Below are 20,083 nucleotides of genomic sequence, written 5' to 3'. Positions count from 1 at the left end.
CAGGTTGATCGCCCGCACGTAGAGCGAGACCCCGAGGGTCGCGTTGAGCAGCACGACTCCCGCGACGGCGAACACCGCCTTCGGCACATCGTGCACCATGAACGGCGTGGCGAAGGTCAGCGCAAGCGCGGGAAGGAAGGCGACTGCGTTCTGCACGGCCGTTGAGGCGCGGAAGTCCACGTCGGCGCAGAACCGCTGTTGGTACACCCCGCCGGCGGCGATGCCGACGAGCGCGACCAGAAGCAGGAGGACGGCGGGGTCTGCGCCGCGTTCGGCGACGAGGCGGGCCGCGCAGGCGGCGAGCACGGCCACCACGCCGAGGGCCAAGGCGACAATCCGCCGCGCCGTCAGCGGATCGCGCAGGAACGCAGCAGCGAGCACCGCGGTCGCCACGGGATTCATCGCGACGACCACCGCGCAGAGGACGGCGGGCGCCCCGTGCTGGATGGCCAGATAGAGCGCGAGGAACTGGACCGCCTGCATCAGCAGGCCGGTGACCGCGACGTGGCCGAGCTTGCGGCCAATCGGCCAGCGCACCCCGGCGAGCTTGGCCCACGTTCCGAGGATGACCGCGGCGAAGCCGAACCGGAACGCCAACACCGCCATCGGCGTCATCGCGTTGACCGCCATGTTCCCGATCGGGTATCCGAGGGCGTAGAAGAACGTGACGGTCGACGCGGTGCGGAACGGCATGCGGGTCGGGGTCATGTATTCATGGTGGGGACGTCCGCCGCCGCCGTCCAACGAATATCGGCGATCGCGATCGATTAGGGATACTGATCGATCAGGGTGTTGCTTCGGCAGATCACCGTCTAAACGCGGTTCTTTGATCGTTTCTACTGATCGGAGTACCTTGGCGGCATGAGACAGGTCCTCGACATCGCGCCGTTGCGCAGCGTGGTGGCCGTCGCCGAGTGTGGCGGATTTCACCGTGCCGCGACGGTTCTGCACCTCACGCAGTCGGCCGTCAGTCAGCACGTCCGACGCGTCGAGGCAGTCGTCGGGGGGCCGGTCGTCGAGAAGTCCGGCCGCGGCGTGGCCTTCACCGAGCTGGGGCATCGCGTGGTGGCCCACGCGCGCACCATTCTGGCCGCCCACGACGCCGCGCTCGCCGACCTGGGTGCCGCCGAGGAGCGGGTGCTATTGATCGGAGCGACCGAACACGGCGCCGACGTCATGCTGCCAGGTCTGACGGAAGCGCTGGGGGAGCGGCTGCCCGAATGGCGGCTGAGGTTCCGGCTGGACCGCAATGTGTCACTCGCCGACGCGATCGACCACGGTGCCGTCGATCTGGCCGTCCTGCTCGACGGCTCCGGTCTGGATCCCACGAACGCATCGGGAATCGTTGCGCTGAAGTGGATCTCGGGCCGCAATTTCGCCATGCCGGCCGGCGAGCCACTGCCGGTGGTGATGTTCTCCGAACCGTGCACGTTGCGTGAGCCAACCTTCGCCGCGCTCGACCGCATCGGGGTGCCCTACCGAATCGTCGCCGAGAGTTACGACCTGTCGGGCCTGTTCGCCGCCGTGCGCTCCGGTCTCGGCGTGGCACTGCTGCCGATGATCGGACGGCTGCCCGACGGGCTGTGCCTGGCCGAGGGGTTGCCTCCGACGAGTCGCGCGACGGTGTTCGTGCGGGGTCGTGCCGGCGTCGATGCCAGCGCCCTGGCAGCCGTGGAGAGGGCCGTCCGCGACGTTCTCACCGAGCAGGCGCGATAATGAGCGAGACCATGAAACTGCCTCTGGTGTTCGACGCACCGCGCCGCGGGAAGCCGCCGCGGCACTTCGCCGACCTCGACGACGACGCCCGCGGTTCCGCGGTCGCCGATCTCGGGCTACCCGCGTTCCGCGGCAAGCAGTTGGCCAACCAGTACTTCGGCAGACTGATCGCCGACCCTCGTGCCATGACCGATCTGCCAGCGGCAGTGCGCGACCAGGTCGCCGACGCATTGTTTCCTGAACTGCTCAACGTGGTGCGATCCATCGAGTGCGACAACGCGGACACCCGAAAGACGTTGTGGCGGGCGGTGGATGGCACCACCTTCGAGTCGGTGCTGATGCGTTATCCGCAGCGCAACACGGTGTGCATCTCGTCGCAGGCGGGCTGTGGCATGGCCTGCCCGTTCTGCGCGACCGGGCAGGGCGGGCTGACCCGAAACCTCTCCACCGCCGAGATCCTCGAGCAGGTTCGGGCGGCCGCGGCCGCCATGCGCGACGAACACGACGGTCGGTTGTCCAACGTCGTGTTCATGGGCATGGGTGAACCGCTGGCCAACTACAACCGGGTGGTGGCCGCCGTGCGAAGAATCACAGCATCATCGCCAAACGGCTTCGGCATCTCGGCGCGGTCCGTCACGGTCTCCACCGTCGGGTTGGCGCCCGCCATTCGGAAGCTCGCCGACGAACGTCTCGGCGTCACGCTGGCGCTCTCGCTGCACGCCCCCGACGACGAGTTGCGCGACACGCTGGTGCCGGTGAACAACAAGTGGAACGTCGGCGAAGCACTCGATGCGGCACGGTATTACGCCGACGTGACCGGTCGTCGCGTCTCGATCGAATACGCCCTCATTCGCGACGTCAACGACCAGTCGTGGCGCGGCGATCTGCTCGGCAAGAAGTTGCACGGGGCGCTCGGGCCGTTGGTACACGTCAACGTCATCCCGCTCAACCCGACGCCGGGCAGCAAGTGGGATGCCAGCCCCAAACCCGCCGAGCGGGAATTCGTCAAGCGGGTCCGCGAGCGGGGGGTGTCCTGCACCGTCCGCGATACTCGCGGTCGCGAAATCGCCGCCGCCTGCGGTCAGCTCGCCGCCGAGGGCTGAGTTCCGCGAATTCGGCGCCTACTCGGGCAGCCCGATCGTCTTGCCCTCCAGGTACTCCCGGTAACCCTCGTCGCCGTTGCGGCGGCCCAACCCGCTCTGCTTGGTGCCGCCGAAGGGGCTGGTGATGCCGAAGTGCGACTTGCCGTTGATGGAGACGTTGCCGGTGCGCATCCGCCTCGCAACGGCGAATGCCCGGTCGACGTCGCCGCTGCTGACCTCGCCGGACAGCCCGTAGATCGAGTTGTTGGCGATCGCAACGGCCTCGTCGTCGGTGTCGTACGGCGTCACGGTCAGTACCGGGCCGAAGATTTCCTCCTGCGCCACTTGAGAATTCGGATTGACGTCGCCGAGCAATGTTGGCTGCACGTAGTAGCCGATCGGCAGATGCTCCGGCGCGCCGCCACCGGTGATCAAGGTGGCGCCAGAGTCGATTCCGCTCTGAATGAGACCGAGCACCTTCTTGCGTTGCCCATCGCTGATCTGCGGACCCTGCATGTTGCCCGGATCCCACGGATCCCCATACGGAAAGTTCTCCATACTGGTCTTCAGGATCTCTAGGCCCTCGTCATAACGCGTGCGGGGCAAAAGGATTCGGCTAGGCAGAATGCACGATTGCCCCGACATTACGCAGGCCATCATCGCCGCCAGGGGCAGGGCGGAGTTGAAGTCGGCGTCGTCGAGGACGATGTGGGCCGACTTTCCGCCCAACTCCAGCAGTGTCTTCTTCACCGTCGCGGCGCCGGCGGCCAAGATCGCCCGTCCGGTGGCGGTGGATCCGGTGAACGTGATCATGTCGACGCGTGGGTCGGCCGAGAGGGCGGCGCCGACGTCGTTGGAGTTGGAGATGACGACGTTGAACACACCGGCCGGGATGTCGGTCTCCTCGGCGACGATACGGCCGTACTCGCTGCCCGACCACGGGGTCAGCTGCGCTGGCTTGAGGACGACGGTGTTGCCCGCCATCAGTGCGGGCACCGTCTCCGCGACGTTGAGGTAGAACGGCACGTTCCACGGGGTGATCGCGCCGACCACGCCGACGGGTTCGTAGACGATCTTGCGCCGGGCTGGACCCATGGCGGTGTCGTGCACGCCCGTGTCGACGAGGTAGTCGAAGTCCCTGCCGTGGTCGGCCCAGTGCTTCACCTCGGCGATCGGGCTTTCGATCTGACTGCCCGACACCGTGACCGGGCAACCGACCTCGGTGATCAACACCCGCCGCAGGCGTTCCTTGTTTCGCTCCAACGCGTCGTGCAACTGCGACAGGCAGTGGTGGCGGAACTCCAGATCTCGGGACCAGTCCGTCTCGTCGAACGCGCGCCGGGCCGCCCCGATTGCGGCCGCCATGTCCTCGACCGTGCCGTCGGTCGCCTGACCGGCCACCTGCTCGGACGCCGGATCGATCACGTCGAACGAGGCGCGGGTCGCGGTATGACGCAACTCGCCGTCGATCAACATCCGCTCGTCGCCGGCCAGCACCCCGGTATCGCTCTGCACGCTCGTCATCTAGCTAGCTTTACAAACTAACGATGATTTGTCACCGGTGTTGCGCCGATCCGCGACGTCAGTCGGGCTGCTTGATCCCCGCGGCGTGGCGGAGCTGCGCAAGGAACTGGTCCCCGTCGTCGCTACGCACGATGTAGTGGGAGACCGCGACCCGGACCGCGGTCGCGGCCTTGACCCCGGCGTTGGGGCCGGACAGGAGCTTCTCCAGCCGGATGCGCATCTGCGGGATGATGGTCGCCAGCTGTGCGATGACGACCTCCGGTTCGATGTCGACCAGCCGGACGCCGGAGTACGACTGCTGGTAGGCAACGATGAATCGCAGTGCGGCGTCGAGCTTCTCGTTACCGCGGAGTCCGGCGGTCGCGTTGCCGATGCCGTAGTCGAACATCTCGCGTTCGTAATGTCCGAAGGCGTCGAGCAGCTCGCCCTTCGAGGCGAACCAGCGGTAGAGCGTCGGGCGCGACACCCCGGCCTGGAGCGCGACCTCCGACAGGCTCAACTTGGACTGGCCGCTGCGGGCGAGCACTTCGGTGGTCGCCGCCAGAATTCGGCGGCGCGTCGAGGTGTCGTCACCGGGGTCGGGGGTGGCCCGCTCCGCGGTCATGGGTTCATTCGCTTCCCAGCTCTCGAGTCCCCGGAACGTTGCAGATGCACTGGCAATCGTAAGGTACCCAGGTGCCGCAACAGCGGCCAAACGGCGCAATCACGCATCCGCTGTGGGGAGGTTCACGTGGCCGGACCGCTGGCGGGGATCAGGGTCGTCGAACTCGGGGTGTGGGTAGCGGCCCCCGCGGCCGGCGGCATCCTCGCCGACTGGGGTGCCGACGTGATCAAGATCGAGCCGCCGGCCGGGGATCCGGCCCGCATGTTCGGGCGGATGTTGCAGATCACCTCGGGGGAGAACCCGCCGTTCGAGATGGACAACCGTTCCAAGCGCAGCATCGTGCTTGACCTGGCAACCGATGGCGGATTGCGGACGGCATTCGAGTTGCTCGCCGACGCAGACGTCTTCATCACCAACGTGCGACCCGCGGCACTGCAGCGCCTCGGACTGGACTTCGCCGCCGTCGCCGACCGAAACCCGCGCCTGGTCTATGGGCTGATCACCGGGTACGGCATGGCGGGACCGGACGCCGACCGCGCGGCGTACGACGTCGCCGCGTTCTGGGCGCGGGCAGGCCTTGCCGACCTGCTGACCCGACCCGGCGACACCCCGCCGTTCCAGCGCGGCGGAATGGGCGACCACTCGGTCGCCATGACGCTGGCCGGCGCGGTGTGCGCTGCGCTGGTCGCGCGCCAAGGAAGTGGGTGCGGCCAGTTGGTGACGACGTCGCTCTATCGCCAGGGCGCCTACACCGTGAGCTTCGACCTCAACACCCTGCTGTTGACGGGGCAACAGGTCGCCATCGGGCAGCGGGAGTCGATGGGCAACCCATGCATGAACAACTACGCGGCGGGCGACGGACGACGGTTCTGGATCGTCGGACTCCAGGGCGACCGGCACTGGCCCGCCCTCTGTCGCGCAATCGGTCGGACCGACTGGCTCGACGACGAACGATTCGCCACCGCACGTGCGCGGGCGGCCAACGGGTCGGCGCTCATCGGCGAACTCGACGCGATCTTCGCAACCAGGGACCTCGACGGGTGGGCGGAGATCTTCGCGCGCGAGCCGGACTTCTTCTGGTCGCCCATCAATTCGATCTCCGACGTGCTTGCCGACGAGCAGTTCCACCAGGCGGGCGGGGTGGTCTACGTACCCGACGGGGACTCCACGCAGCCGATGGTGGCCACGCCCGCGGACTTTCACGGCACGCCGTGGGAGCCGAGATCCGCCGCCCCCGGCTTGGGCCAACACACCGGGGAGATTCTTGCCGAGCTTGCGGCCCAACGGATTACGGGCGAGGCTACCGCGGGCTCTTGAGGCCCGCGGCGTGGCGAAGCTGAGCCAGGAACTGATCGTCGTCGTCGCTGCGAACCAGATAGTGCGACATCGCCACCCGTACCACTGCGGCCGCCGCCAACGCGGCGCCGGGCCCGGGGATGAGCTGCTCGAACTGCTGGCGCATCAGGGGAATCACCCGCGCGAGCCGAGGGATGACGTGCTCGGGTTCGACGTCGACCATGCGCAGGCCGGGATAGGAGTGCTGGTAGGAGACGATGACCCGCAGCGCCGCCTCGAGTCGCTCGGCAGCAGGCAATCCGGCGCTGGCATCTGCGACTGCCCGCTCGTAGAAACTGCGTTCCCACACCACGAAGGCGTCCATCAGGTCCTGCTTCGATCCGAACCAGCGGTAGAGCGTGGGTCGTGAGAGGCCGGCTTGGGCCGCCACGTCGGACAGGCTGAGCTTGGTGATCCCGTTGCTGCCCAGCACTTCGGCGGTCGCGGCGAGTATTCGCTCACGGGTCGAGGTGTCGGCGTCGACGGGCAGCACCACCTCGGTACCCCGCACCGGCCGCGTCATCGCACAAGCTTTACAAATTTTTGCTCAAGTGTCACGCTAATGCTCAGGCCCACCTGGTGAAGGGAAGCGTTTCGGTGACGATTGCCCCTGCTCCCACTGCGCGTGACTACAGCCCGTATGACATCACGTCACACGCGTTTTGGAGTCAGACGTTCGACGAGCGCGACCACACGTTCGCCGAATTGCGCGCCACGGACGGGTTGACCTGGCACCGACCGCTTCCGTCGCTGTTCGATCTGGAGGAACCCGGCTTCTGGGCGCTCACGCGTCGGGCCGACATCGCCTACGTCAGCATGCACCCCGAACTCTTCACCTCGGCCCGCGGCGTGGCGCTCGACCCGATGCCCGCCGAAGTGCAGCGATTCGCGTCATTCTTTCTGACCATGGATCCTCCGCAGCACACCGTCTACCGACGGCTGATCAGCTCGGCGTTCACGCCGCGTAACGTCCGGCGGATCGATGAGCAGATCCACGACACCGCGGTAAAGGTCGTCGACGATCTGATCGGCGTAGGCGAGATCGACTTCGTTGCAAGCTGTTCCGCGCGGCTGCCGATGATGACCATCATGGACATGCTCGGTGTCCCGCCGTCCGAGCAGCCGGGGGTGGCGAAGGCAGCCGAGAAACTCTTCAGCATGAGCGACGACGAATACAGCAGCCTCGAGGAGCGGGCCGCCGACACGATCAACGAGATCATGCTGCTGTCGAGTACCGGCGCCGAGCTGGCCAAGTACCGAAGGAACAACCCCGGCGACGACCTGATGACGAGCATCGTCGACGCCGAGGTCGGCGGCCACCGGTTGACCGACGAGGAGATCGGCTCGTTCCTGATCCTGCTGGCCTCGGCGGGCAACGACACCACCAAACAGGCCACCTCCCACGCAATGATGGCGTTGGTGGCCAATCCCGAACAGCGGGACTGGCTGATGGTGGACTTCGAGGATCGGATCGGTTTGGCCATCGAGGAATTCGTGCGATGGTCGTCACCGGTGTTGCAGTTCGCGCGGTTCGCCACCGAGGACACCGAGGTCGCTGGACAGGTGATCAAGGCAGGGGAGAAGGTCGGACTGTTCTACTGTTCGGCCAACCGCGACGAGAGCGTGTTCGAGGCGCCAGGCGCGTTCGACCTCTCGCGATCGCCCAACCCCCATCTCGGCTTCGGCGGCGGTGGACCGCACTTCTGTCTTGGCAACCAACTGACCAAGAGTGAGCTGCGGAACCTGTTCCGCGAGTTGCTCACTCGTTTGAAGCGCGTCGAATTCGGCGAAGCCGACTTGCTTCACAGCAATTTCGTCCATGGCATCAAGCGACTGCCTGCGGTCGTCGAATGATGCGGGTGGAGGTCGACCTCGGCAAGTGCACCGGCCACGGAATCTGCGAATCGATCGCCGAGGACGTGTTCGAGGTCCAGGATGACGGCAGCGTGGTGATCCACGACGCCGCGCGGCCCGACGGGGATCTGACCCGGATGCGGCAGGCCGTCACTCAGTGCCCGGCGGCGGCGCTTCGCTTGCTGGACTGAGACTTTCGGTGGTTCACACCCGGCGCGGACGCACCAGGACTGACTGCTGGATGCCGCCGACCGGACCGCTCTCGTCGAACAGTGTGCCGAACGTGGTGCCGATGCCGTCCGGGCCGTAGCTGGTCTCGGCGCGGATGCCGATCCAGTCACCGGCGGGCACCCGGTGCACGTGCACGACCAGATCGGTGTTCATGAACGTCCACTCGCGGATGTCGAGCTTGGTCCCGATGCCGTTGGCGTCGTCCGCGACGGTGAAGAGTCGCTGCAGCGGCGTCATCACCTCGCCCTTGACCAGATCCACCGTCGGCCGCAGCCACGACTCGCCGGGACCGTCGGCCATGGGCTTCGTCAGCCAGCGCCAGTCGAGACTGTGGACGTAGTTTCTGTCCCAGTCCTTGGCCATGTCCCGGCTGACGGCGTCGGAAAGGGGACGCAGTGGCGGTGCGGGTTGATGGAGGACCGGACGGGTGTCGACGGTGGTCATCCGCCACCCGCTGGCACGTGCCACGGGACGGGGCGTTCCGTCCGGTCCCGGTGCCAGCATCTCGGCGCTCACCAGTTCAATCTGCCTGCCCGGCCGCTCAACTCGCGCGCGGACCCATAGCTCGCCATCGACGGGGACGCCGCCAAGGAGGTCGATCATGACGCGGCTCAGCCGGGCGTCGTCGCGCGGTGCGCATTGACCGAGCGCGCGGACGAGTAGCGCCGACACCGGCGCGCCGTGCTGGATCGCGGCCGTCCAGGTGCTGCGGACCATGTCGGTCGCGCGAAACTTCTCACCGTGCTCGTCGGCGTCGACGAGTTCGTAATAGGAGTCGGACATCTCCGCCTTAGTGATGGTGGGTCGGGATCGGCCCGATGCCGGGCACGTCGACGATCAACGCATCGACGCGGGACAGCTTGGTGCCGACCAGACGTTCGGGGTAGGCGTCGGTGCTGGAGAGCAGGAACAAGGTGCGGTTCTCCGGGCCACCCAGTGCGCAGGCGATCGCGGTGCGACCGGCCATGTCGACGCGATGGGTGACGGCGCCGCCTTCGACGATCCGCTGGAACTCGTGTTCGAGCGTCATCGCGGTCCAGATCCCGCCATCGGCGTCCAGGGCGATGCCGTCGGGCGGTCCCTCGAGACCGTCGGCGAAGACGCGTCGGTCCGCCAAGGCGCCGTCCCGCCCGATCGTGAAGGCCGTCAATCGGCGTCCGATCGACTCGGCGACGACCAGCGTCCTCTGGTCCGGGGTGATGACCATGCCGTTGGGGAAGTCGAGGTCACGTGCCACCACGGCGACGGTGTCGTCGAGGCCAATGCACACGATGACTCCGTCGGTGCGGGACTGTGATCCGACGAACGCGCGGCCGGCGTCGTCGACGACCATGTCCCCGAGGTTGGCAGGCACCACGTCGTGCAGGTCCGCGACCAGCTCGATGGCGTCACCGTCATAGCGCAAGACCTGCCGATCCTCGGTCGAGGAGATCAGCAGCGTCCCGTCGGGTCGAAACCCCAGTCCCGACGGGGCGCGGCCGGGCAGGGGCAGCGTGGTCATGGACCCTCGGAGGTCGACGGTGTGGACGGCTTCGCCAAGCATGTCGGAGAACCATAGAAGTCCCTCGAACCAGCGCGGGCCCTCGCCGAAGCAGAATCCGTTGACCAACGGCAGCGGATTCACCACGCGCAGGACCGAGTAAGCGAGTTGACTTTACAAAACATGCCATAAGTGTCACGCTCGCTGGGTGTCGGTGTCAACCACCCAAGGGTCCGGTGTGAGCCTCTCGTCGTGCCTCGTCGGAGGGTGGTGAGTGGTCATGCGGAAGCACTACGACCACACGCTTCTGTATCTGCAGGAGACGATCTCACTGGGTTCGGGGCGCAGCGATTCGTTCACCGACGCCTTCAGCGAGCTGTACCACCCGATGATGGCCGAGCTGGGCGCGCGGCTGTTCTCGATCTGGGAGGCGACGCCCTACAACGGTCGTTGGCCGCAGGTGACGATCATGTGGGAGATCGACGCGTTCGCCGACTATGCCCGCATCGGGCGCGCCCAGGCCTGCGGGGGCAGCCACGCTGCCGCGGCCGCCAAGTGGTCGAGTCATCTGGCCGACCTCGGCGCCTCCGGTGAGGGTCGAATCATGTATCCGGGCCCGAGCAACAAGACGCTGGCGGAACTTACGGAGGCGGGCTTCACGGCGGGGTTGGTGATCCAGGAGATCATGCAGACGAAGCCGGGCAAGCAGGGCGACTACATCCGCGAGCTCGAGCGGCTGTACGTGCCGTGGTCGGAGAGCACCGGCAAGCGGTGGCTCGGCTCATACACCACCACCTTCCGGTTCAACGAGGTCATTCACTACTGGGCGCTGGACGGCGGCTGGGACTGCTTCGAGAACCACTATCCGTCGTGGAAGGGCAACCCGCCCGCCGAGATCGTCACCTGGATGAGCGTCGCCCCCGCGTTGCGCGACGGCTGGGAGGACTCGATCTTGGCGGCCCTCGCCCCGTCGCCGCTGCAGTGACCGCCCCGAAAGTGGTTGCTGTGCAGGGTTTCTCCTATGATCCCTTCGATCCGGCCGTCATGTCGGACCCGCTGCCGTACTACCGCAAACTGCGCGACGAGCATCCGGTCTACTACCTGCCGAAGTGGGACACCTATGCGGTGTCGCGGTTCGAGGACATCTGGCGGGTGCTGGAGATCAACGACGGCACCTTCGTGGCATCGGAGGGCACGTTGCCCGCCGCCTCTGTGCTGGCCCGTCACAACGACGGCCCGGTGGCGGATCCGCCGTTGCACCCCATGCCCTTCCACGCCAACTTCGACACGCCAATCTACGACGGTGTCCGCCGGTCACATTCGGGACCGTTGCGTCCCAGGAACGTTGCCAGGCTGGCCGACCGGGTTCGCGACCTGGCCAACGCGCGGTTGGACGTTCTGCTGCCGCAGGGCAGTTTCGACCTCACCCAGGACTACGGCGGCCACGTCGCCGCCGCCATGGTGTGTGAATTGGTCGGTCTGCCAACCGAACTCGCAGCCGACGTGCTGGCGACGGTCAACGCAGGCAGCCTGGCGCAGCCGGGCGACGGCGTGAACACCGCCAACGCACGACCCGGCTATCTGGAGTACCTGGTCCCGATCGTGGAGCGTCGACGCGCTTCCGCCGTCGAAGGTGAACTGCCGATCGTCGACGGTTTGATCGGATACCGGTTGCCGGACGGGTCGGCCCTCAGCGACGTCGAGGCCGCCGTCCAGATGCTCGGCGTCTTCATCGGAGGCACCGAGACCGTCCCGAAGATCGTCGCGCACGGACTGTGGGAGCTCAGCAGGCGACCCGACCAGATGGCCGCGGTGCGAGCCGATCTCGAGGCGAACGTGGCGATCGCGCGCGAGGAGATGATCCGCTACTGTGCGCCAGCCCAGTGGTTCGCCAGAACCCTGCGCCGACCGTTCACCCTGCACGACACCACGATCGACCCCGGCCAGCGGATCATCACACTGCTGGGCTCCGCAGCCCGCGACGAGCGCGAGTACGCCGACCCCGATGCCTTCCAGTGGAACCGGCCGATCGAGCGACTGCTGGCGTTCGGCCGCGGCCAGCACTTCTGTCTCGGCGTCCATCTCGCACGGCTCGAGATCACCGTGCTGGTCACCGAATGGCTGAAACGCGTGCCCGACTTTCACATCGTTGAGGGGTCGGCGTCACGACCGCCGTCGAGTTTCCAGTGGGGCTGGAACAACGTCCCGGTGGAGGTGTGACGATGTGGTCCTATCGCCTCGTCGCGCCATACACCTTCGAGCGGACGGAGATCCAGGAGCGCTCGCCGGAGTCCCTTTCGGACGGACAGGTGCTGCTACGGTTCCTGGCCGCAGGCGTGTGCGGAAGCGATCTCCCTGGATTTCGGGGCACCCAGGGCAAGCTGCCTGGCGACACCGGCGCCAGCGCCGCCGAGATGGACGGCTTTCCCGTCCACGAGATCGCCGGGGAGGTGTTGGCGAGCCGCCACCCCGACCATCGCCATGGCGACCACGTCGTCGGCTGGGCATCGGGATTCGACGGCCTCATGGGTCGGGTGATCGCCGACGGCAACGGTCTCATCTCCTACGACCCGTCGCTGACGCCGGGGCTCGCCATCGGACTGCAACCGCTGGCGTGTGTGCTCTATGCCATCGAACAGCTGCCAGACCTCGCCGGACGACGCGTGGCCGTCATCGGACAGGGCTCGATCGGACTGCTGTTCTCCTACGTGGCAAAGGCATTCGGAGCGAGTCACGTGACAGGTGTCGACCCCGCCGATCGTGACGGCATCGGATCGACGTTCGGCGTCGACACCGTGGTGCGGGCTACCAGCGACAGATGGGTTCGTCATCTCGCCCCCGAGGACAGGGCCGACGTGGTGATCGAGGCGGTTGGCCATCAGGTGGCGACGTTGGGGCACGCCATCGACGCGGCGGCCTTCGGCGGCACCATCTTCTACTTCGGCGTGACCGACGACGACGTCTACCCGATCAGCATCCGCACCATGCTTCGCAACAACCTGACGCTGAAATCCGGTGTGACGCTGGATCGGCGGCGAATGTTGAACGAGGCCGATGCCTTCGCCCGCGAGCATCCCGACCTCCTGCCGAACTACCTGACGCACACCTTCGGGATCGACGAGGTGCAGTCGGCGTTCGAAGTGGCCTGCCGTCCGACACCAGGGCGAGTCAAGATCGCGATCGTCGAATGAGTACGGCGGGCAGGAACGAAGCGACCGGGGGAGTGTCAAGGTTTGCGAAGGCGCTGGCCGATCGTTCGCACGTCTTCGGCGGCTGGGTGGTCGGTCCGACGACCATCGGACCGGAAGTCTTTGCGCGATCGGGATATGACTACGTCGGATTCGACTGCCAGCACGGCTATCTCGGCGATGCCGACGTGGCGTTGCTGCTGGATCGGCTCGAGCACGTCCCGATCGCCACCGCGGTACGACTTCCCTCCACCGCATCCGCGCCCATCGGCCGGGTGCTCGACGCGGGAGCCGACGCGATCATCGTCGCCATGATCGAAACCGCCGGGCAGGCTGCCGAGGCGGTCGCGGCGACGCGGTTCGCGCCAAGAGGCGTGCGGAGCTTCGGCCCGCTGCGAGCCAGCATGGGAACCGACGTCGCCGCCCTTGAGTCACGCGTCAGCGTGTACGCGATGGTCGAGACGGCCACGGGATTGCGGGCGATCGACGAGATCTGCGCCGTCCAGGGGTTGGCGGGCATCTACGTTGGCCCTGCGGATCTGGCCATTTCGATGGGACACGGGTTTCCCGATGCGTGGACCCATCCAGACGTGCTCGACGCCATGGCGCGGATCGTGTCCGCCGCGGACGCGGCGGGATTGATCACCGGTGTCCATGCGGGCGACGGGGCGATCGGCCGCCAAGCCGTCGACCTGGGCTTCCGCGTGATCACCCTCGCGTCGGAGTCGCAGGCGCTACGCCACGGCGCGACTGCTCATCTGCTCGCTGCGAAGGCGCAGAGCGACGAACCGTCCAGAAGGGAAAGAGGTTACAACTGAACGCCACTGCACCCCTCGAACCGCGCAAGCCCGATCGCGTCGCCCTGGTCACGGGAGCGGCCCGCGGGCAAGGCGCGGCGATCGTGGGACGGCTTCGGTCCGACGGTTTCCTGATCGCCGCCTGCGACGTGATCATCGACGAATTACACGCCATGGCAGCGGGATTCGACGATGGTGTCGTCGCGATACCGTTGGACGTCACCTCGCCCGAGCAGTGGCACGCTGCCGCCAAGGCCGCGGTCGAGCACTTTGGTGCCTTGACTGCGCTCGTCAACAATGCGGGTGTCCTGCACCGTGCGTCGATCGCCGACGAGACGCCGGAGGGCTTCGAGGGCAGCTGGAGAGTGAACTGCCTCGGTCCGTTCATCGGCATCCAGGCGGTGCTCGAACACCTCCGCAGCGCCGACGGCGCCTCGATCGTGAACACGTGCAGCACGGGTGCGTTGAGACCGTTTCCCCATCATTCGGCCTACGGTTCGGCCAAGTGGGCGCTGCGCGGGCTGACGCAGATCGCCGCGGCGGAGTTGGCTCCGTTCGGAATCCGCGTGAATGCCGTCCTTCCAGGGCCCGTCGAGACCCCCATGCTCGATCCGACCACGCAGACGCGCCTCGCCGCCATGGGTCGGCTTGGCAAGCCGCTGGAGATCGCCGACGCGGTGGCGTTCCTGGTGTCCGACCAGGCATCGTTCATCACCGGTGCCGAACTGGTCGTCGACGGCGGACAATCCCTTCAGATCGGATGACGTGATGTCCAAGAGCCTCTCGGTGGGGATCATCGGCGCGGGACCCGGCGGCTTGGCACTGGGAATATTCCTGAGCCGAGCCGGATTCCGGAACTTCACCATCTTCGACCGTGAAGACGGCGTTGGGGGGACGTGGCGGATCAACACCTATCCCGGGCTGGCCTGTGACGTGAAGTCGCACCTGTATTCGTACTCGTTCGAGAAGAACGCCAACTGGTCACGGCTGTGGTCCGGCCAGGCCGAGATTCTGGCCTACTTCGAGCGTTGTGCCGAGAAGTACCAACTCGGGCCGCATCTGGCGCTCGACACCGAGATCGCCAACGCGCGCTGGGTTGCCGAGACTCGAACGTGGCGGGTGACGACGTCGACCGGTGCCGTGCACACCTTCGACGTCGTGGTTTCGGCGGTGGGGCTCTTCACCCGACCGACGATGCCGACACTCCACGAAGAGGAGCCCTTCGCGGGCAGGCTAGTGCACACGGCGCGCTGGGATCACTCGCTGGACCTGGCAGACAAGAGCGTGGCGGTGTTGGGAACCGGTTCAACGGCAGCGCAACTGGTGCCCGAGGTGGTGAAGGTGGCCAAGAAGGTCTACTCGATCCAACGTTCGCCGACGTGGATCTTCCCGAAACCGGACCGTGAGTACACCGACAGAGAGAAGTGGGTTTTCACCAACGTCCCGTTCGCGAAGAAGGTCCACCGGACCAGGATGTGGCTGCGTAGCGAGGCCAACATCTCGGTCATCGAACACGGCAGCGACAAGACGGCCGAGTTTCGCGCCGTCGCCGCCACGATGCTCGAGAGGGCGGTGGCCGACCCGGGGCTGCGCAAGCAGCTCACCCCCGAAACTCCGGTTGGCTGCAAGCGATTGGTGTTCTCCTCGGACTTCATCCCCGCGCTGACACAGCCACACGTCGAGGTGGTGTCCAGCCCGGCGAGGGCGCTGCGCGCCAGGACCCTCGTCACCGAGGACGGCCGTGAACTCGACGTGGACGTGGTGGTCTGTGCGACCGGATATGCCGCGGCGGACTATCTCGGCCAGATCGAGGTGACTGGCGAACACGGCGCGCTACTGGCGGAAACGTGGCGCGACGGCCCGTACGCCTATCTGGGCATGACGGTGCCCGGCTTCCCGAACTTCTTCATGTTGTACGGGCCGAACACGAACGTGGGATCCAACAGCGTGATCTTCATGTTGGAAGCCCAAGCGCACTACGTGGTGCGGGCGCTGAAGTACATGCGTCGCCACCGGAAGTCCTACATCGCGGTGCGGGCACGGACGATGGCCGACTTCATCGCTCGAATCGACGATTGGATGGCCGGGACGGTCTGGACCACCCGGTGCAACAGCTACTTTCGCGCCGCCAACGGACGCGTCGTCACGCAATGGCCCCGCAGCGCACGCGACTTCTGGACCATGACCCGACGGTTCCGGGAAGCGGACTACGCGTTCGACCCACCGTCAGCTCGGCCCGACATTCACGTCACGGCGCACGGCGAGGCTGCCTCGTGAGCCGGCTCGACCCGGAGCTGGCGCATCTCGCGGAGTTCCGGACCGATCTCTCGCTGGAGGCGCTTCCCGCCCTGCGCGATTCGCTGAACGGCAGGCGCCGAGAGTGCGCGGCCGCGCTCGAGACGCCGGGGGTCGAGATCGTCGACCAGATGATCAGCGGTGACATTTCGATCCGCATCTACCGCGGTGGTTCATCGCGCGCACCTGCGGTGGTGTTCTGTCATTCCGGTGCGTTCGTGCTCGGCAACCTCGATACCGATCACCGGCAGTGCGTCGAGTTGGCGCAGCGCGCGAGTTGCACCGTGGTGTCCGTCGACTACCGCCTGGCCCCTGAGCACCCGTATCCCGCGGGGCTGGACGATGCGCTCGCGGCGCTCAGATGGGTTGCGGCCGAATGCGACACGCTGGACATCGACGTCAACCGGATCGCCGTGGCGGGTAGCAGCGCGGGTGGCGCACTGGCCGCGCGGCTCGCACAGTGCGCGGCAGCCGGGGACGCGCCACCCATCGTCTTCCAACTGCTGCACCAACCCGTCCTCGACGACGCTGCGACGCCGTCGAAACAGGAGTATGCCGCCACGCCGGGATTCGACGGTCCGGCAACGGAACAGATGTGGCGGCACGTCTCCGGTGCCGAGTCCGTCCCACCCGGTGCCGTACCCGCGCGGGCCGATGACCTGAGCGGACTGGCGCCCGCGATGATCACCTGCTCGGAGCTCGATCCGCTGCGCGACGAGGCGGTCGACTACGCCTTGCGGCTGCTGTGGGCGGGTGTCTCGACCGAGCTGCACGTGTTCCCCGGCACGTGTCACGGATTCGACTCGCTACTTCCCGAGTGGGAGGTCAGCCAGCAGTTGTTTGCGCTGCAGGGTGCGGCACTCAAGCGTGCGCTGCACACCAACTTCGACGCAGTGGGGATCGAAACATGATGTCCGCCGCTCGACTTGGCGTTCACCTCGGACACGGTCTGCAACGGCTGGTGACGGACTCTGCCCTCGGCAGGATTCGCACGTTTCCCCGTCGCGTCGAGCATCTCACCCCCGAGGTGCTGACCGGGCTGATCGGTCGTCGCGTCGATACGGTGGCGGTCATCGACGGTGAGGCGGGCACCTCGTCGCGAGCCAGGCTCGCGCTCAGTGGCGACTGTGTGCCCGACTCGGTCTTCGTGAAGCTCCCGGCTGCCACGGCGGCAACCAGGATGCTCGGTGAACTGGCCCGACTCGGGGAGACCGAGGCCCGGTTCTACCGCCAGCTGGCACCCTCTCTCGGAGAGGGGATCCCACGGTCCTACGGGTCGGCGTTCGATCCGCTCACCGGCCGCTACGTCGTCATCCTCGAGGACATGGCGACCACACCGTGCCAGTTCGCGGACACGCTGAAGCCGCTATCGGTCGACCAGATGGCGTCACTGATGGAGGTGCTCGCGGGCCTGCACGGCGCATTCTGGGGCAAGCTCCCCGAGAAGCCCGGCGGCGGAGGTGAATTCGGCTGGTTGATGGCGCCAGCGCTGGATCCGGCCAACCTGCTCACTCCGCCGCTGATGAAGATGTCGGCAGGCAAGCTCGCCGACCGCACCGCGATTCCCATCGAATCGGGCCGCTTCCTCTGGGAGAACTACCAGGCGGCCACGGCGATCGTCGATGCTGGGACGCACACGGTCCTGCACGGCGACTCCCACCCCGGCAACACGTACTTCCGCGACGGGCACGCCGGCCTACTCGACTGGCAGGTGGTCAGGCGCGGTCATCCGTCAAGGGACCTCACCTACACGCTGGTTCTCGGGATGCCGACCTCCGAACGCCGCGCCTCCGAACGCGACCTGCTCGACGTGTATCGCCGTGCCGTCGCGTCCTCCGGTGGCCCCGAGTTCGATCGCGACGAGCTGTGGACGCGCTACCGCCAGGCCGTCACGTACGCGTTCGTGTCGCCGTTGACCACGGCGGGTCTTGGCGGCATGCAGACCGAAGCCATCGCGCTGGAGGGTTTGGCACGTGCCGCCGCCGCGATCGACGACCTGGAAACCGTTGCGGCGCTGCAGCAGTCGATGTAACTGCCCGAACTACGGCGTGATCAGCGTTCCTGCCTGCGACGCCGCATACTTGAGTTGGGAAATCGTCAGATCGCCCCAGCCGACGTTGACCGGACCCGCGTTGACCCCCAGCCATGGCACCACCCCGGGATCCGGGGTGATGCCCAGGTTGTACGCCTGCATGCCGGGCAGGTGATGCTCGAGGAAGTTGCCAAGGACGTCGACCACGAAGATGAGGCTTCCGATGAGGCTGGTGCCCCACAGCGACGAGGCGTTGATCAGCGGCGTGGTGGCGTTGGGATCACCGATCATCACGATCGAGCCGTAGTGCGGCTTGCTGCCCCCGCCAGGCACGTACGCCGGTATGAAGGGCTGCAGCCCAGGCAGATCGGTGGCCGAGTAGGCCGCGGTGTCACCATACGTTTCGACGTTGATGAACCCCGAGTCCTTGCCATTGCCCGGCACGATGGTGTTGATGCCGGGACTCTCGAAGCCGATGCCGCCCAAGCCGGTTTGCTGCGCGACGTACTCGGCCTCCCAGCCACCCAGCGAGTGGCCGGTGACGAAGATGTCCCCGGCGGCATACCCCTGCAGGGCTGCCGCTGCCTGAACCCTCTGCTGGAAGGACAGCGCGTCGGTGAACGCCTGCGGAGTCGTGTTGGTCAGGATCACCTGGGCATCGGTGATGGCCTGGGTGATCGCGATCAGGGGATTGAACAACAGGTTGGTGCCACCCGTCGTGCCCTGGTAGGCGATGATGATCTGCTTCTGCGGCGTCACCCACACCTGCGCGGACATCCCCGACAAGACGTTGGTCGATGCCATCGGCGTGCCGTCGACGGTAAAGGCCTGCAGTCCGCCGGGGGTGCCTCCCAATACGTACTCGGCGGCGGCGGCGTTGAGGAATTGGGCGACCGTCGGCGTCGGTGCGGTCGTCGGGCCGGTGTAGGTCTGGGTCAGCAGCACCGGTTGCACGGCCGGGGTCCTGTTCAGGCCAAGCGCACCCTCGATCTGGCGGAACGCCGCGAACAACAGTTCGTCGATGGGGTTGAAGTCGAACGGGCTCTTGGGCCCGTCAGCGGCGACGGTGAGATCCAGCGCCTGAAGTAGCGAGTTGATGATGCGGCCAGGCAACGCGATGAGCTGGGCGATCGGCGAGAGCGGCTCAGGGGGACTGGGTGTGGTGGCGCTGGCCGTCGTCACGGTGGCGACCGCGGCGACCTTGGCGGCCAGCGTCGCGGTCGTCGTGGCCGTGGTGGTGGTGGTCGTCGTGAGGGCGGTCTTGGTGGCGGTGGCCGGGGACCGGGTAGTGATGGGGCCGTCTGCCGCGACGGGAGCCGAGTCGCCTTGGGCTGATTCCGCGGTGGTCTGATGCGATACCCCCGTCGGCTTGGTGGGGCGGGGCGCCTCCCGGGTCGTGGTCGGCGCCGGGTCCTGCTCCGGTGTCGTCGATGGCGGCTCCGCCGCGGGAGGCTTCGCGGTCGTCGGATCGGCGCTGGGGGGTGCCGCAACGGCGGTGGTGGGGCTGGCGGTGGTGGGGCTGGCGGTGCCCGAGGGTGGGCTGGACGAATCATGTTGCGGATCGGTCGGATTCGGGTGCGCGGCCGACGACTTCTCGGTCGGTCCGGTATCTGAGGAAGCCTTTGGGTGGGGATCGTCACCGTCGGACGACTTCTTGGGTCCCTGACCCGAATCCGAGGTCGAGTGGCCCGAGGGTTCGGGCTGGCCGGTGTCGGCCCACGCCACGCCGTGGCTCGCCGCAGCGGCGATCCCGATGCACACCGTCGCCACGGCGAGTCGGAACCGTAGCGGCGACCCCGTGCCAGGGTCCGCCATGCTTCGTTCGTGCACCATCATCGATGTCCCCTTTGACATTCCGTCGTGGCGTGCGGATTCACTGCCGACGAGGGCTGGCCCCTGTCGACGCGGTACACGACGCCGACAGGATATGACATCGGTTGATGTC

General features: G+C 66.9%; 20 protein-coding genes. 13 read left to right on the top strand and 7 right to left on the bottom strand.

Annotation, left to right across the window (positions count from 1 at the left end):
- Positions 1-708 (bottom strand): EamA family transporter (locus tag QOD90_RS13425; RefSeq protein ID WP_526350420.1); only part of this gene is annotated, 708 nt, incomplete at its 3' end.
- Between the two features lie 153 nt (positions 709-861).
- On the opposite strand from QOD90_RS13425, the gene QOD90_RS13420 reads away from it, so the two are divergent.
- Positions 862-1,716, top strand: coding sequence for a LysR family transcriptional regulator (locus tag QOD90_RS13420; RefSeq protein ID WP_526350418.1), 855 nt, complete (start codon positions 862-864; stop codon positions 1,714-1,716).
- 11 nt (positions 1,717-1,727) lie between these two features.
- A complete protein-coding gene (gene rlmN / locus QOD90_RS13415; protein WP_526350416.1) occupies positions 1,728-2,819 on the top strand; it encodes a dual-specificity RNA methyltransferase RlmN in 1,092 nt (363 codons plus the stop codon).
- A gap of 18 nt (positions 2,820-2,837) precedes the next feature.
- Here the strand turns inward: rlmN and QOD90_RS13410 are convergent, their stop codons facing one another.
- Together QOD90_RS13410 and QOD90_RS13405 are read right to left on the bottom strand one after the other, a co-directional pair.
- Positions 2,838-4,322, bottom strand: coding sequence for an aldehyde dehydrogenase family protein (locus QOD90_RS13410; RefSeq protein ID WP_526350414.1), 1,485 nt, complete (start codon positions 4,320-4,322; stop codon positions 2,838-2,840).
- Between the two features lie 58 nt (positions 4,323-4,380).
- Entirely contained in the window at positions 4,381-4,926 is a 546-nt protein-coding gene (locus tag QOD90_RS13405; protein WP_526350412.1) for a TetR/AcrR family transcriptional regulator, read from the bottom strand.
- Positions 4,927-5,052: 126 nt separating this feature from the next.
- On the opposite strand from QOD90_RS13405, the gene QOD90_RS13400 reads away from it, so the two are divergent.
- Positions 5,053-6,243 carry a CaiB/BaiF CoA transferase family protein gene (locus QOD90_RS13400; RefSeq protein WP_526350410.1) on the top strand — a complete coding sequence of 397 codons (1,191 nt, stop codon included), beginning with the start codon at positions 5,053-5,055 and terminating at the stop codon, positions 6,241-6,243.
- On the opposite strand, the gene QOD90_RS13395 is transcribed toward QOD90_RS13400, so the two are convergent.
- Entirely contained in the window at positions 6,227-6,784 is a 558-nt protein-coding gene (locus QOD90_RS13395) for a TetR/AcrR family transcriptional regulator (protein WP_526350408.1), read from the bottom strand. The two genes, QOD90_RS13400 and QOD90_RS13395, sit on opposite strands and share 17 nt — an antisense overlap.
- Before the next feature lie 74 nt (positions 6,785-6,858).
- On the opposite strand from QOD90_RS13395, the gene QOD90_RS13390 reads away from it, so the two are divergent.
- Together QOD90_RS13390 and QOD90_RS13385 are read left to right on the top strand one after the other, a co-directional pair.
- Complete coding sequence (locus QOD90_RS13390; RefSeq protein ID WP_526350406.1) at positions 6,859-8,115, top strand: cytochrome P450; 1,257 nt, start codon at positions 6,859-6,861, stop codon at positions 8,113-8,115.
- Positions 8,115-8,306 (top strand): ferredoxin, encoded by a 192-nt coding sequence (locus tag QOD90_RS13385; RefSeq protein ID WP_526350426.1) that lies wholly within the window; start codon positions 8,115-8,117, stop codon positions 8,304-8,306. The genes QOD90_RS13390 and QOD90_RS13385 overlap by 1 nt, the downstream gene beginning before the upstream one ends.
- A 13-nt stretch (positions 8,307-8,319) precedes the next feature.
- On the opposite strand, the gene QOD90_RS13380 is transcribed toward QOD90_RS13385, so the two are convergent.
- Both QOD90_RS13380 and QOD90_RS13375 read right to left on the bottom strand, forming a co-directional pair.
- Positions 8,320-9,129, bottom strand: a complete 810-nt coding sequence (locus QOD90_RS13380; protein ID WP_526350404.1) for an acyl-CoA thioesterase domain-containing protein — start codon at positions 9,127-9,129, stop codon at positions 8,320-8,322.
- Positions 9,130-9,136: 7 nt separating this feature from the next.
- On the bottom strand, positions 9,137-9,970 hold the full coding sequence (locus QOD90_RS13375; RefSeq protein ID WP_526350424.1) for an SMP-30/gluconolactonase/LRE family protein: 834 nt from the start codon (positions 9,968-9,970) through the stop codon (positions 9,137-9,139).
- 136 nt (positions 9,971-10,106) lie between these two features.
- On the opposite strand from QOD90_RS13375, the gene QOD90_RS13370 reads away from it, so the two are divergent.
- Genes QOD90_RS13370 through QOD90_RS13335 form a run of 8 tightly spaced genes read left to right on the top strand, consistent with a single transcriptional unit; the run spans position 10,107 to position 18,138 of the window.
- Positions 10,107-10,811, top strand: a complete 705-nt coding sequence (locus QOD90_RS13370) for an NIPSNAP family protein (RefSeq protein ID WP_526350402.1) — start codon at positions 10,107-10,109, stop codon at positions 10,809-10,811.
- A gap of 59 nt (positions 10,812-10,870) precedes the next feature.
- The gene (locus tag QOD90_RS13365) at positions 10,871-12,046 is read left to right on the top strand and encodes a cytochrome P450 (RefSeq protein WP_526350400.1); all 1,176 of its coding nucleotides are present in this window, start codon (positions 10,871-10,873) and stop codon (positions 12,044-12,046) included.
- Positions 12,047-12,048: 2 nt separating this feature from the next.
- Positions 12,049-13,017 carry a zinc-binding dehydrogenase gene (locus QOD90_RS13360; RefSeq protein WP_526350398.1) on the top strand — a complete coding sequence of 323 codons (969 nt, stop codon included), beginning with the start codon at positions 12,049-12,051 and terminating at the stop codon, positions 13,015-13,017.
- 32 nt (positions 13,018-13,049) lie between these two features.
- Positions 13,050-13,832, top strand: coding sequence for an HpcH/HpaI aldolase family protein (locus tag QOD90_RS13355; protein WP_526350396.1), 783 nt, complete (start codon positions 13,050-13,052; stop codon positions 13,830-13,832).
- Complete coding sequence (locus tag QOD90_RS13350) at positions 13,829-14,575, top strand: SDR family NAD(P)-dependent oxidoreductase (RefSeq protein WP_526350422.1); 747 nt, start codon at positions 13,829-13,831, stop codon at positions 14,573-14,575. Before QOD90_RS13355 ends, QOD90_RS13350 begins: the two co-directional genes overlap by 4 nt.
- Before the next feature lie 4 nt (positions 14,576-14,579).
- Positions 14,580-16,088, top strand: a complete 1,509-nt coding sequence (locus QOD90_RS13345) for a flavin-containing monooxygenase (RefSeq protein WP_526350395.1) — start codon at positions 14,580-14,582, stop codon at positions 16,086-16,088.
- Positions 16,085-17,017 (top strand): alpha/beta hydrolase, encoded by a 933-nt coding sequence (locus QOD90_RS13340; protein ID WP_526350393.1) that lies wholly within the window; start codon positions 16,085-16,087, stop codon positions 17,015-17,017. The genes QOD90_RS13345 and QOD90_RS13340 overlap by 4 nt, the downstream gene beginning before the upstream one ends.
- A complete protein-coding gene (locus tag QOD90_RS13335; RefSeq protein WP_526350391.1) occupies positions 17,014-18,138 on the top strand; it encodes a phosphotransferase family protein in 1,125 nt (374 codons plus the stop codon). The genes QOD90_RS13340 and QOD90_RS13335 overlap by 4 nt, the downstream gene beginning before the upstream one ends.
- A gap of 9 nt (positions 18,139-18,147) precedes the next feature.
- Here the strand turns inward: QOD90_RS13335 and QOD90_RS13330 are convergent, their stop codons facing one another.
- On the bottom strand, positions 18,148-19,953 hold the full coding sequence (locus QOD90_RS13330) for a hypothetical protein (protein ID WP_526350389.1): 1,806 nt from the start codon (positions 19,951-19,953) through the stop codon (positions 18,148-18,150).
- Between the last annotated feature and the right edge of the window lie 130 nt (positions 19,954-20,083).

Origin of the sequence: Mycobacterium sp. (assembly GCF_032161845.1) — a bacterium.
Lineage (GTDB): Bacteria > Actinomycetota > Actinomycetes > Mycobacteriales > Mycobacteriaceae > Mycobacterium.
This window is presented reverse-complemented; position numbering and strand designations above follow the sequence as displayed.